Source organism: Paraglaciecola arctica BSs20135, from assembly GCF_000314995.1.
GTDB classification, from domain to species: domain Bacteria; phylum Pseudomonadota; class Gammaproteobacteria; order Enterobacterales; family Alteromonadaceae; genus Paraglaciecola; species Paraglaciecola arctica.
In genome coordinates this window covers 122,745-135,618 of the sequence record NZ_BAEO01000007.1, presented here as the reverse complement: position 1 = coordinate 135,618, position 12,874 = coordinate 122,745, and the positions used below count along the sequence as shown (strand labels likewise).

At 40.1% G+C, this 12,874-nt stretch carries 12 protein-coding genes; 4 read left to right on the top strand and 8 right to left on the bottom strand.

Annotation, left to right across the window (positions count from 1 at the left end; genetic code table 11):
* The first annotated feature begins 59 nt into the window (after nucleotides 1-59).
* Nucleotides 60-788: a DUF481 domain-containing protein gene (locus GARC_RS02635; RefSeq protein ID WP_007616394.1), complete on the top strand. Its 729-nt coding sequence runs from the start codon at nucleotides 60-62 to the stop codon at nucleotides 786-788.
* Between the two features lie 50 nt (nucleotides 789-838).
* On the opposite strand, the gene GARC_RS02630 is transcribed toward GARC_RS02635, so the two are convergent.
* Nucleotides 839-1,867: a GlxA family transcriptional regulator gene (locus GARC_RS02630; RefSeq protein WP_052151451.1), complete on the bottom strand. Its 1,029-nt coding sequence runs from the start codon at nucleotides 1,865-1,867 to the stop codon at nucleotides 839-841.
* A gap of 41 nt (nucleotides 1,868-1,908) precedes the next feature.
* Between GARC_RS02630 and GARC_RS02625 the strand changes: the two genes are divergently transcribed.
* From GARC_RS02625 to GARC_RS02620, 3 genes are read left to right on the top strand one after another with little or no spacing between them, the layout of a single operon-like run.
* A complete protein-coding gene (locus tag GARC_RS02625; protein WP_007616388.1) occupies nucleotides 1,909-2,535 on the top strand; it encodes a DJ-1/PfpI family protein in 627 nt (208 codons plus the stop codon).
* Nucleotide 2,536: 1 nt separating this feature from the next.
* Nucleotides 2,537-2,758, top strand: coding sequence for a DUF1272 domain-containing protein (locus GARC_RS26190; RefSeq protein WP_081587480.1), 222 nt, complete (start codon nucleotides 2,537-2,539; stop codon nucleotides 2,756-2,758).
* Nucleotides 2,759-3,070: a cupin domain-containing protein gene (locus GARC_RS02620; protein ID WP_007616386.1), complete on the top strand. Its 312-nt coding sequence runs from the start codon at nucleotides 2,759-2,761 to the stop codon at nucleotides 3,068-3,070.
* A gap of 19 nt (nucleotides 3,071-3,089) precedes the next feature.
* On the opposite strand, the gene GARC_RS02615 is transcribed toward GARC_RS02620, so the two are convergent.
* The 7 genes from GARC_RS02615 to GARC_RS02585 form a co-directional block, all read right to left on the bottom strand.
* Entirely contained in the window at nucleotides 3,090-4,337 is a 1,248-nt protein-coding gene (locus GARC_RS02615) for a hypothetical protein (RefSeq protein ID WP_007616383.1), read from the bottom strand.
* Complete coding sequence (locus GARC_RS02610) at nucleotides 4,330-4,974, bottom strand: cupredoxin domain-containing protein (protein WP_007616382.1); 645 nt, start codon at nucleotides 4,972-4,974, stop codon at nucleotides 4,330-4,332. Before GARC_RS02610 ends, GARC_RS02615 begins: the two co-directional genes overlap by 8 nt.
* Before the next feature lie 227 nt (nucleotides 4,975-5,201).
* A complete protein-coding gene (locus GARC_RS25800) occupies nucleotides 5,202-8,777 on the bottom strand; it encodes a FimV/HubP family polar landmark protein (RefSeq protein WP_007616381.1) in 3,576 nt (1,191 codons plus the stop codon).
* Nucleotides 8,778-9,189: 412 nt separating this feature from the next.
* On the bottom strand, nucleotides 9,190-10,206 hold the full coding sequence (locus tag GARC_RS02600; protein WP_007616380.1) for an aspartate-semialdehyde dehydrogenase: 1,017 nt from the start codon (nucleotides 10,204-10,206) through the stop codon (nucleotides 9,190-9,192).
* Nucleotides 10,207-10,265: 59 nt separating this feature from the next.
* A complete protein-coding gene (locus GARC_RS02595; protein ID WP_007616379.1) occupies nucleotides 10,266-11,390 on the bottom strand; it encodes a 4-phosphoerythronate dehydrogenase in 1,125 nt (374 codons plus the stop codon).
* Between the two features lie 74 nt (nucleotides 11,391-11,464).
* Nucleotides 11,465-11,926, bottom strand: coding sequence for a DUF3291 domain-containing protein (locus GARC_RS02590; protein WP_007616378.1), 462 nt, complete (start codon nucleotides 11,924-11,926; stop codon nucleotides 11,465-11,467).
* Nucleotides 11,927-11,980: 54 nt separating this feature from the next.
* Nucleotides 11,981-12,871, bottom strand: a complete 891-nt coding sequence (locus GARC_RS02585) for an alpha/beta fold hydrolase (RefSeq protein WP_007616377.1) — start codon at nucleotides 12,869-12,871, stop codon at nucleotides 11,981-11,983.
* Nucleotides 12,872-12,874 lie beyond the last annotated feature (3 nt).

The window sequence follows — 12,874 nt, the reverse complement described above, 5'->3', positions numbered from 1 at the left end:
CTGTCAAAATATCCATATCTACACAAATTGAATTAAATATACACACAAAGGATATACGAATGAAAAAATCTCTAATTTTACTTGGGCTATGCGCCGCTGGAAACGTATTTGCAGCTGACGAAGTAAAGCCATTCACAATGGACGGTGAATTTGGATATATAGCCACAACAGGTAATACTGAAACCACTTCCATTAAAGGTAAGTTATCAGCTCATCAAGAATTAACTGAGTGGAGTAATGACTACACCCTTGAGGCCCTCTACAAGAGAGACGAAGTTGGCGAGAGTCCGATTGATGAAACAACAGCACAAAAATACTTTTTGTCAGGTCAAGGAAATTACAAATTAGAAAACCCAGATCATCGCTTATTTGGCTTTGCATCCTACGAAGACGACAGATTTAGCAGCTATAATTATCAAGCAACACTAGCCGCAGGTTGGTCACAAAAGGTGTGGGAAGACGATACAAGTAAATTTAATTACAGTATTGGTCCTGGTTATTCTTTTTCCGAAACCACTGAAGGTGTTGAACAAAACGGAATGATTGTTAGGGCCGCATTGGACTACCACTGGAAAATTTCTGATACTGCAACCTTCAAACAATTAATTAGTACTGAAGTAGGCTCTGATAATACCAAGTCTAAATCAGAAACCTCTGTTTCTGCCCAGATCAGTGGCGGTTTATCACTTAAAGTATCTTTTCTCATGGATCACAACTCTGATGTTGCGGAAGATATTGACAAGTTAGATACACAAACAGCCGTTACTTTGGTATACAGCTTCTTTTAAAAATATTTATATTTTTTATCAGGTCTGCAACTGCAGGCCTGATATATATTCTATTCATTTTTACCATGCATACGTTTATACAAAGCCGGTGATAATCCGTACTTAGCTTCAAAAGCATTACGAAAACCCAATACAGATTTATAGCCTACATCAGTGCAAACTGACTTAACCACACTACCCGTTTCTAATAATTGTTTTGCACGAAATAAACGCCTATTTTCTAAAAATTTTGAAGGTGTACATCCCACTTCATCAGTAAATTTTCGATAAAAGGTGCGCTCTGTCATAGCAGATTTTTCGGCCATATCTCTTACTTTTAATGGCTTATGTAGATTTCTATCTAACCAAACAACAATATCAGCAAACACATGATGATCCTGTGCCGCCAACAATTCACTAAACTGCGATTGATGTCCGGGACGATGAGCATAAACCACTAACCAACCTGCAATTTCTTGCATCACTTTGCTGTTATGATCCTTGCCCACTATGGCCAGTGCCATGTCGATACCTGTTGTAACACCTGCAGATGTCCAAATATTACCATCGACACAATACAAAGCATCTGGCTCTACATTGACACTGGGATAGTCTCGAGCTAACTGCTCAAGATCAGCCCAATGAGTTGTAGCCTTTTTGTCATCCAATAAGCTATTTGCCGCAAGTATCAGTGCACCAGAACAAATCGAACCTACCCTCTCAGCCTTAGGCGTGTTTATCATTAACCAAGTTTGCAAGTTTAGATCTAAAGAGACTTTACTTATTGCTTGCTTAGCCCCACCAACTACCAAAATGGTGTCTGATGAACAAACACTAAATCCTTCAAAAGTTTGGCTATTGACCTCAATACCTGAGCGTGAACAAACAAGTCCACCAGCAGCAGATAAAGTATGTATGGAATAAACAGGGTGGTTCATTAATGTTTGCGCAGCATTAAAAACCGAGGACGGCCCAGAGAGATCCAATAATTCAAACTGGTCAAATATGATAAATAAAATACGGCGAGTCGTAAGCATGGCAGAAAAATATACTTTTATGTCATTTCGGTCAAATACATTTTCTATTAGTATTTTGTTCATTCAGTTAACAACAAAAATTAAACGTGAAGATAGGCTTAGTGATGCATAAAAACAAACAGCTAAATATTGGCATATACATATACAAAAACGCTGAAGTATTGGACTTTTCAGGCCCGTTTGAAGTGTTTTCTACGGCTAATCGTTTAAACGATACAAACCTTCACATGAATGTATTTTTGATTGGAGAAACTGATGTGTCTATTGAGGCTAGAGGCGGGTTTTGTGTCACCCCAAAATATCATATTCACAATCATCCAGCACTTGACCTATTGATTGTTGTAGGTGGTGTACACACCGAAGAAATTCAAAAAACTCACATTATGCAATGGTTACAAGAACAAGGGCATAAGGTACCTATAATGGCGTCGGTTTGTACCGGAGCATTTTTATTAGCTCGCGCTGGTGTGTTGAATAATTGTCAGGCTACAACCCACTGGAGTGATATAGAGGAATTTAAACAAACCTATCCTGATATTCCAATAATCGAAAATGTTCGATGGGTAGACAACCAAAACGTTATCACCTCTGGTGGGATTTCTGCCGGCGTCGACATGAGCCTACATTTGGTCGGCAAATTGTGCGGCCAACAACTTGCTTTATCTACCGCTAAACAAATGGAGTTCCAGTGGACCAATACAGGGTTCCATTGCCTAACTGAGGAAAACTAATATGCTGCAACTTAGACCCAGCTGTGAAAGTTGTAATAACAACTTAGCAGCTGATTCAACAGCCTACATCTGTACTTTTGAGTGTACTTTCTGCGAAGACTGCGCCGTCAAAGTCCATAATTACCTTTGTCCAAATTGCCGAGGTAACTTGGAGAGAAGACCTATTAGTCCTAAAGAATTCTTAGATCAATACCCCGCATCAACCAAAAGGGTTGTTAAATAAGTGGTAATTATTAGGGCCAAAGACTTTACCCCTGAAAATCCATGGGGCGCCATGAATATTGCTTGTATGCAAGGAATAACAATTCGACTGCATTGGACCAACAAACCCTATCATTGGCATACCAATGATGGAGAGGAAGTCTTTGTGGTATTGGATGGTAAGGTCAACATGCACTATGAACAAGACACTAAGCAGTTATCAAAGCTACTTGAAATAGGAGATATATTTTACGCATCTATTGGCACCAAACATTATGCCGAACCTATAGGTGAAGCAAGAGTGTTAGTGATTGAAAAACAAGGCAGTATCTGAATGCTTTAAAGTGCCACTATTACCAGCGGTATTGCAGCACAGCGAGGCTTTGATTTTGGTCTACTTGGATATTTTCACCTAGAGTTGCTCTAATGTCGGCACTATTTTTATTGATATGTTGTTCTACACCGACCTGCCAATTTTTGTTTAAATCGTAACGCCAAGCCAAAGTCACACCATGGCCATCACTATTATTTTGATCCCACGGAAAAACATCATCTTCTCGCACTTTAAACTTATCAAAACGCAGACTGATCCTATGGGCTTTATGTTTGTGACTCAACATCAGATACCAAGCGTCGAAATTGATATAAACAAAGCGATTACCCATAACTGAGCTGCCCGACAACCATTGACCTAAGACACGGGTATTACCATCGAATTTATGTTGCAAAGCTAGGGAATGAAATTTAGTTCGCCACGCGTACAACCTTTCGTGACTCACCTCTAATGGATCGGCTTGATTGTCATAATAGTAATAACGCAAAGTTGATTGTTTATAATATTCAACATGAGCCCCAAGATAAAAACCAAGGTTGCCATCTAACTCGTGATATGGCTCAACGTAATTAGGGTGGAAAATCCGGTCTTCGCCAATAACACTGGGATAAGGCGCAAAAGGAACACGATCATTATTTAGGCTTTGCCTGTCATGCATTGCAAAACCACGCCAGCTGATGACAGTACCTAAAGGGTCATTGGCTTTAAACACAGAGCCATGAAACTCCCAAGAAATCGGGCTATTTCGAGTGCGACCTGGGCTAAATAAAGTGACTTCCAATCCAGCCGTACGCAGCTCCTCCCCTACCCAACTATTGACTGCTGATTGGGTATAGGTGAAAGGTGATAACCAACCTGTATCAACATTTTCCAAAGATAATTTGGGATAAAAAAAGCCAACTCTTGCACGCCATCTTAGTTTTGCACTACTTAATGGTTTGTAACTTATCTGAGCTTGGGATATTCCTAAGTTTTGCTCGCCAAGCTGATAATAATTCGCTACAACGTCATAACTCAGCCCATTTGAAAAAGTATCTGACAGCTGTAGCAAAGCTTGTTGGACGTTTGCGCCATCTTTAGAGTACGCGAGGATCCCAGTGCCTTCTTCAAACCATGAGGATTGTTCACTCGCTTTGACAAAGTTAAGTTGTACTAGCCCTTTAACTTCAACTGCTAAGCCCTTAGTACTTATTAGCAAAAGGCTCAAAAATAACAATTGTAGTGTTTTAGATTGAGGCGCCAAGCTAGATGTTAACGTTTTATTCATAATCAGAAAATTCGCCCGATATTTCTTCATATTGATTTACGTCAGGTAAAAGAGCAGATCTCAATTTAATATTAATCTCAGACTCTGCTGGCACAATCAACTGTCTGGATAAAGAAGTTACCTTGTCTTGTATTCTTGGATGCCAAACATTTAATTGATATTCACCATTAGGCAAGTCAAATATTAGGTTTCCCTTAATATCAGTTTTACCAAAATAAGGGGTATCAACCACAAAAATATAACCTAACATCCAATCATGAATGTTACAGCCTAGCTCAACCACTCCGAGGTTTGAAAAAAGTAAAGGGTCGGCCTGAAGTTCTTTGTATAGCTGTAACTCAAAGGTTTTAACCTGAGAAAAAGAATATACGTGATGTTTGATTGAATCTGAATTGGGAAAACGCACCTGGGTGTCTTTTTGTATCGCCAAAATATGTGGCAAAAATTGTGTATCAACCTGATCCATTATCTCGATTTTGTTAGGAAGAGTGCATTGCAGTGGAATTTTTGGCGTTAGGTAAACAACCACATTGCCAACGGGCATGTTTAACTTATTGATCACACTGACAGATATTTGTTTGGACTGAGCAAAAAAGGTGGCGAATAATATGGGTAAAACTAATATAAATTTTGACATGGATGCCTATATTGAATTCAATCTACTGCTTAAATAAACACCCAAGCTTTATATGCTCAGTCATAGCGGCAGGCTAGACTACAACATGGAAACCAAAGCAGTGTACAGAAAAGTACAGAAAATTTTAATTCGATTTAAATTGTTGTTCATAAAAGAATGAGACAGAGCATTTAATCAAAATCATTCATGAATTAGGTATTATATCAGCAAGTAATAAATACAGATCTCTAATCTAACTTATCTAATACTTTTTTTGCTGCAGCAATCTGTTCTACACTGCCTTTTTGCAAAATTTCATCTAATAACTCTTTTGCAGATCCCTCTTCACCAATCTCTATGTAAGCATGGGCCAAGTCTAACTTAGCACCCAAACCGTCATCGGCGTCAACATCAATCATCTGGAGATTATCTTGTTCATTTACAAAAGGCTCTAAGGGAACATCTAAATCTAATGCTTTGTCAATTTCATCATCAGACTCAGCGCCTTCGCTTTCATTTAGCAATGCTTCAACATCCAGAAAGTCTTCTAAATCGTCTAAATCATCTTCATTACCATCGTTCTCTTCATTTTGAAGAGATTCATCCAATAAAGCCTCAATATCAAACCCAAGGTCGTCCTCTTCAGGTACAGATAACTCATCGTCTAAATCAAGTGATTCGAGCATTTCATCAAAGCTTGAGCCTTCAAGCTCATCTATTAAATCCTTGTCTTCACTAGACGCAGACTGCTGAGCTTTAGGTTTGACTGCATCGTCGTCTAACCAATCACCCAAGCCCGGAAAGTCGTCTAATTCATCACTACTATTTTGTGACGACTCAGAAGATGCTCCTTCAGTTGTTTCATCAAATGCATTATCAAGTTCACTATCATCAAAATCATCAATGGACTCGATGTCATCTAAAGTTGGCAGAGGATTAGAAACTGGCGCTGTTGCTTGATCTTTAGAAACAAAGTCGTCTGCTGAAAACTCTAGGTCATCGAGTGAACTTATAGAGGCGGATTCGTTCGAGGTGAGATCTTCTAACACCTCATCCAGCTCTTCATTCTCAAAATCTTCTAAGGCTTTTTCTAGTTGATCTTCGTCTAATGTCGAGTCATTACTGCTCGGTGTATCGAACTCCGCCTCGAGTAAATCTTCATCGTCATCTGCTTGCTCTGGTTCAACTAACTCTTCAGGCTGTTCAGGCTGTTCAGTTTCTTCAGCCTCAGCAACTGGCTCTGGTTCAACTAACTCTTCAGGCTCTTCAGTTTCTTCTGCCTTAGCAACTGGCTCTGGATCAACTAACTGTTCAGTCTCTTCGGGTTCTTCAGCCTTAGCAACTGGCTCTGGTTCAACTAACTCTTCAGTCACTTCGGGTTCTTCAGCCTTAGTAACTGGCTCTGGCTCAACTGACTCTTCAGTCTCTTCTGCCTTAGCAACTGGCTCTGGATCAACTAACTGTTCAGTCTCTTCGGGTTCTTCAGCTTTAACAGCTGGCTCTGGCTCAACTAACTCTTCAGTCTCTTCGGGTTCTTCAGCTTTAGCAGCTGGCTCTGGATCAACTGACTCTTCAATCTCTTCGGGTTCTTCTGCCTTAGCAACTGGCTCTGGATCAACTAACTGTTCAGTCTCTTCGGGTTCTTCAGCCTTAGCAGCTGGCTCTGGATCAACTAACTCTTCAGGCTGTTCAATTTCTTCAGCCTCAGCAACTAGCTCTGGTTCAACTAACTCTTCAGGCTGTTCAGTTTCTTCAGCCTCAGCAACTGGCTCTGGTTCAACTAACTCTTCGGGTTCTTCAGCCTTAGCAGTTACCTCTGGCTCAACTAATTCTTCAGCTTCAGCTATTTTATCAGGCTCAAGAAGCTCTTCAGCTTTTACGTCTTGTTTTGTCGAAGCTGACTCTTCGGCGTCATTTGATGTATCTGGGTCAACTAGCTCGTCAACTTTTTCTGTTTGTTTCGGTTCAACTAACTCTTCAGTTTCTTCTGCCCGCTCTGGCGCAATTAAGGGTTCAGCTTCAATTTCAACTTTAGGCTCTGGTTCAAGAACTTCTTCTGCCTCAGGTGGCGATACTGTTTCATTTAAAACTTCAGATATATCAATCTCGGTCGCATCTTCTGAATCTTCATCGCCCAATAAATCGTCATCAATTTCTTCTGCTAAATCATCAAGTTTCTGAATATCAAGTTGAGGCTCTTCTGACTCAGACAATTCTTCCTCATCATCATCAGGTAACATAGAACGCATTTGTTCTACTTGTTCTAATTCGTCAATTAGGCTGCCCGTAACACTATCCAGCTCCTCATTCTGAGAAACTATTTCTTTATCAAGGTTCTGTAATACTTCTTCATTAATATTGTCTGAATCATCTATTAAAGGCGTTGCAACAGTTTCAGTTGCTGATTCGTTCAGTAACTCATCGATACTGATCTCAGGCTGCTCTTCATCATCCACCCCAGATCCAATATCATCGACCTCAGTGTCAACTGGTTGTTGGTCTTCATCGATCAAGATGTTATCAATATCAGAACTATCATCGCTGTCTTGCACTTCAGCTGACAAATCGTCACCGAGATCATCGCCAATGTCGGTAGATATTTCTTCATCTGCTTCAGTCAACAGATCATCGTCTTCATCAAATAAACTGTCTAAATCATCTTGTTCAACTACTTCAGCGCCGACTTCAAACTCTTCTTCGAGTAAATCATCACCTAACTCATCAAACATTTCAGAGTCATCAACAAGCGGCTTTTCTGTACTATCTTCCAGTGCATCATCTAAGGATTCTTCTAGCTCCTCGGCTAACACATCATCGAGTAAGTCGTCATCACCAAACAAGTTATCGTCGTCTAATGCATCAGATCCATCTTCCGACAACTCAGCACTGAGTGCATCTGACAAATCATCCATTTCGGCGGTAAGGGGGTCTAAAGAAAGATCGTCTTCATCATCATCTTCAAGTTGAACAATTGCAGATTCTTTGCGCTTAATCATCCAATAGGCAAAAGCAGCAAGTACTAATAAAACAGGTAGTGTGAACAACAATATGAGTGTAATAGGGCTTTCTAACCAAGACGCTTCGTTTTCCAACATTTGCGCAGCTTTTTTAGCATCTTCTTGACGAGACTTTTCTAACAACTCTTCAATGCTTTCGCCCATTTGATTCATTTGCAGAGATTTTTGTTGCTCCTGAACGCGCATCTCATCAATGTCAGTATTAACTTTGTCTAGTCGTTCAAATAACTTTTTATTCTCATCCAGGATGTTTTGCACACTGCTGATAGACTCGGCAAACTGCTTCCGAATTGCCATAAACTGGCGATTTTGTGCCTCGTCAATGGCACCTAATTTTTCCTCAATTAATTCATTGGTTTGCTCAAGTGTCGCTGCATTGGCATCTACATTTTTTGAATTAGTGTCTGATGGCGAAGTAGATGCGCTGGTTTGCAGGTTTTGTGAATCTTGTTCGGCTTTTTGTATCGCTTGTTGCGTGCTGACTCTGGCGATATAACGCTCGGACGGTAATTTTAATATTGAGCCGTCTTTTAATAAATTGATGTTTTGTTGTTCAAAGGCGTCAGGGTTTAGCTCATAGATAGCTTGCATAACCTGATAAATAGAAAGGGCATTATTTTGTCTATAACGCTGGGATATTTGCCATAAAGTATCAGAGGACTCTATTGGACCGTAAGTTGTGCCAGAAAATTGATCACTTGCGTTCTTAGGGCCTTTTAGCTGAACTTGTTGAAAATCAGCAGCATAAACAGCAGTAACGAAATTCAGCATAATAACAAGCTGTAATGCTATCTTTCGCAAATTCATATGTTTCCTTTTTCCCAAAACATCAACTTTTATCCGAATTAATGTGGCCGTACGCTGCGGTGCTGATCTGCAATGATCTCGTTTTATAATATCTTTTTTTCGTTATAAATAACTGTCTAAGTAGTTGCTATTGCTGTCATTTTATTGACTGATACCGACTTAGATTAATATGCTGTAGCAATTCGTATTCCAAGTTTGAAAGCTGCCACTAAATATTTACACAACTATAAACCAGAAGGTCAGTTTGATCTAGAATCACAAGCTAGATTGGCAAGATACTTATAGCCATACCACCATTTCCCTATGTTACCTCAAAATGCCGGATTTAATGAATTACCTGTAGATATTATCGGCAATTGGAGGGAATTAATGAGAGTCACATTTGAGCTGTGACTCTCGGCGGGTTTTTTACCTACATATAATCTCTAATCAGCACTTCAGCGATTTGTACGCTGTTAGTTGCCGCACCTTTTCGTACGTTATCAGAGACAACCCACAAATTAATGCCATTTGGATGGGATATATCGTTTCTGACTCGACCAACATGAGTATCATCGTTACCACTGGCACTGCTTACTTGAGTAGGAAAATCTTCTCTCTCTCTATGTAGCACTACACCTGGAGCGTTAGCTAATAAATCTTTAACTTCTTCCGCATCAATTGGCGCTCGGGTTTCAAGGTGAATAGCTTCGCCGTGACCATAAAACACAGGTACACGTACAGCCGTTGCATTCACTAAGATAGTGTCATCGCCCATGATTTTTTTGGTTTCCCACACCATTTTCATTTCTTCTTTGGTGTAATCATTATCCATAAACACATCGATTTGAGGGATAACGTTAAAAGCGATTTGGCGACTAAAAACTTCAGTCTTCACTTCTTTGCCACTTAACAGTGCCGCAGTTTGATGGGCTAATTCATCTATTGCTTCCTTACCGCCACCCGATACTGATTGGTAGGTACAGACGTTAATTCGCTCAATACCAACTGCATCATGGATAGGCTTTAAAGCCACCATCATTTGAATAGTCGAACAGTTAGGATTAGCAATAATATTACGATTACGGAAATCGGCTAATGCTTGAGGATTCACTTCTGGCACAACCAAAGGAATATCTGCATCGTAGCGATAGTGAGAGGTATTATCGATCACCACACAACCAGCTTCGGCTGCAATAGGAGCAAATTTTTCAGAGACACTGCCACCAGCAGAGAAAAAGCCAAGTTGCACCTGACTCCAATCAAATTCATCTGCATCTAAAACGGTAATCTCTTTTCCCTTGAAGGTCACCTTTCCGCCTGCAGAACGTGCGCTGGCTAATGGATAAAGTTTGTTAATCGGAAAATCTCTCTGTTCAAGAATTTCGATCATATGTTGTCCTACTAATCCAGTAGCGCCCAACACGGCAACATCAAAGGCCCGAGACATGGTTTTATTACTCCTAAAAATTTAAATTATTGGTTTAAAGTACAAATTTTAAAACGCTATTATAGCGGCAAAAATCCAAGGGCGTAGATTGCCTTTGAATCGACAAAATTTCCAGCATTTACGACAATTGCAGAAAATTCTCTTCTTATAGGATAGTGTTTTCGGATATATCTAAACTGATCTGGCCCATCAGCTTGTTTTTTAAAAGCTTGGTCATCTTCAGATATATCATACACTTTAAGTATCAACTGGCTTGCAGCCTTTAGCAAATCTTGGGTATCTTTGACTATCAAAGGTCCAATAGTAGCTTTGGGCAAATAATCGCTGAGTTTTTTATCGGCTTGTTTACCCCACAACTCACACAAAGCCAAATACAACATTTCGGTACCTCTGGCCTTACCTTCAATAGTGTGACCGGCAATATGTGCCGTAGCTAAGGCAATATGCGGGATCAATTCCAACTTAATATCAGGTTCGTTGTCCCATACATCTAAAACTAAATTTAGCTTTTTGCCTTGTTCAAACAATTCTAGTGCCGCTTGATTATCTAAGACTTCACCTCGACAGGCGTTGATCAATAATTGTTGTTCAGACAATTGTTTTAACCTGTGTTTATCAAACATACCTTGAGTTTGATATTTGCCTTCTTTAACCCATGGCACATGCAAGGTGATCACATCACATTGCATAATTTCGTCCATTGTCACAAAAGCTCGAGTGTCACCGCCATCAGCCAAAGGTGGATCACATAACTTATGTTTGATACCAAGCACAGTTAAAAGACTAGATAGTGCAGTGCCCACATGCCCTGCCCCAACAATGCCCACTGTTTTGTCGGCTAACTGCCAGCTATGTTTATTGGCTGTCACTATCATGGCACTCAATACATATTCAGCTACAGCTACAGCATTACAACCACCCGCTGAAACAAATGGAATGCCACGTGTTGCTAAATATTCTTGGTCTACATGATCAGTTCCCGCAGTGGCCGTAGCCACAAATTGCAGACGGGTATTTTGCGAAAGTAAGTTAGCGTTTACTTTAGTGGTAGAGCGCACTAATAAAACATCAGCATCGGCCAACATAGCAGCGTTAACCGTTTTATGAGAGAACACCTGACACTCTCCAAGTTCGTTAAAAAACTCAGCGGCATAAGGCATGCTGTCTTCGTAATATATTTTCATAGATAAAAAATAACAAATTTTATGAGAGGGATATTATGCCATGCCCTGACGTGTTTTATAAAACCAACTGGTGCTTAGTTATTCATTAAGCCGTCGTTAGGCGCAGCAAACACCTTTTTAAAACTAAAAGCCTCAGCTGTTTCACCGTGTTTCCTAATCAAGCTTAATTTATGTTTAGCTTCTTCAATAGTGGGAATATGTCCGCTTCGGATCCACCAAAGCACGTAGGTGGCTTCGGATGGTGTTTCAAACCATTCCTTTTTGCGCTTCAGGAAATCAATATGATGTGTCTTAAACATAAAATGCTTAAGGCCGTCCACCGACTCCCACACTGACATATTCACCAGTTCGTTAGGATTGTCTGAAAACGCAATATCAGTAGCGTTGCCACCCTCATCTTTGAGTCGCCAGACAAAACCTTCTGACGCTTCCGCGATAGCGTTGATAGGATCTAGGTTATCGCTAAATACCTTCATCACTGCACTATCCATAGCGCCTTTAGTGATGCCTATATTTACCTGGGCCAAATGAAACATATAGATTCTTTAGTTAGGGAGTAGACAAAAGAAATAAGGTTGAGTGTAGAAAATTCAACCTATGACGTCGTTCAAAAAGGTTTGGTACAAAGCCAAAACTTCTTTTGGCGCCTCTAGCTGTGGATAATGCCCCACATCTAACGCAGTTGTTCTTGCGTTCGGAATAATGTCGATATAATGGTCAAGCATATGTTGCCCAGATATGGGATCGTGCACACCATTGATAAAATACAAAGGAACAGCGGTGCTGCTCATGCTGTCAATCCAACGTTTTGTGTGTTGGCTGCGTTCGTCAATGTAGCTTAATAACTTAGGTAACACCCTTTTACCGTCATTGTGTTCGATTAGTTGCCACAAGGTCTCAATTTCATAATCGCTCGGCTGACTTTTAGGGGCGAATATTTTATTAAAACCTCTTCTCAGACTCGCCTTATTCATAAAGTGACTGGCCAAACCGCCGAGTCGACTCTTCAATAATTTTTGGGCGAATAGCGGCCTATGATGTGACGCAAATAAGCCGCCATTTAGAAAACAAAGAGACAAAATATTAGCGGCTTTATCTTTAGCTTCTTGGCGACTTAATAACTCCTGCGCAACTGAATCACCGTAGTCGTGTGCAAGAATATGATAATTTTTAACGCCTAACTTATTCAATAACGCCTGCACAATATCCGCTTGCTCCAACAAACTATATTGATGATCTTTGGGTTTGTCGGATAAACCAAAACCTAATAAATCTAAACAAAGTAAGCGGTATTGCCCAGCTAAATGTTTCCATTGAAAGTGCCAATCCCAAGCAGCACTTGGAAAACCATGGATAAATAAAACAGTGTCTTTGTTATGACTTTTTTGAAAATCCACAGATTGCCAGTGAGCGATACGATGGCCGCACAACTCACTAAATTCAGCATGTTTTATGTATTTTTCTAAATTAAGCGTTGTCAAAAA

What these genes read in the sequence shown, in the direction of transcription:
- GARC_RS02635 (WP_007616394.1), top strand. Translation starts at nt 60, where the DNA reads ATGAAAAAATCTCTAATTTTACTTGGGCTATGCGCCGCTGGAAACGTA.
- GARC_RS02630 (WP_052151451.1), bottom strand. Translation starts at nt 1,867, where the DNA reads ATGAACAAAATACTAATAGAAAATGTATTTGACCGAAATGACATAAAA.
- GARC_RS02625 (WP_007616388.1), top strand. Translation starts at nt 1,909, where the DNA reads ATGCATAAAAACAAACAGCTAAATATTGGCATATACATATACAAAAAC.
- GARC_RS26190 (WP_081587480.1), top strand. Translation starts at nt 2,537, where the DNA reads ATGCTGCAACTTAGACCCAGCTGTGAAAGTTGTAATAACAACTTAGCA.
- GARC_RS02615 (WP_007616383.1), bottom strand. Translation starts at nt 4,337, where the DNA reads ATGAATAAAACGTTAACATCTAGCTTGGCGCCTCAATCTAAAACACTA.
- GARC_RS02610 (WP_007616382.1), bottom strand. Translation starts at nt 4,974, where the DNA reads ATGTCAAAATTTATATTAGTTTTACCCATATTATTCGCCACCTTTTTT.
- GARC_RS25800 (WP_007616381.1), bottom strand. Translation starts at nt 8,777, where the DNA reads ATGAATTTGCGAAAGATAGCATTACAGCTTGTTATTATGCTGAATTTC.
- GARC_RS02600 (WP_007616380.1), bottom strand. Translation starts at nt 10,206, where the DNA reads ATGTCTCGGGCCTTTGATGTTGCCGTGTTGGGCGCTACTGGATTAGTA.
- GARC_RS02595 (WP_007616379.1), bottom strand. Translation starts at nt 11,390, where the DNA reads ATGAAAATATATTACGAAGACAGCATGCCTTATGCCGCTGAGTTTTTT.
- GARC_RS02590 (WP_007616378.1), bottom strand. Translation starts at nt 11,926, where the DNA reads ATGTTTCATTTGGCCCAGGTAAATATAGGCATCACTAAAGGCGCTATG.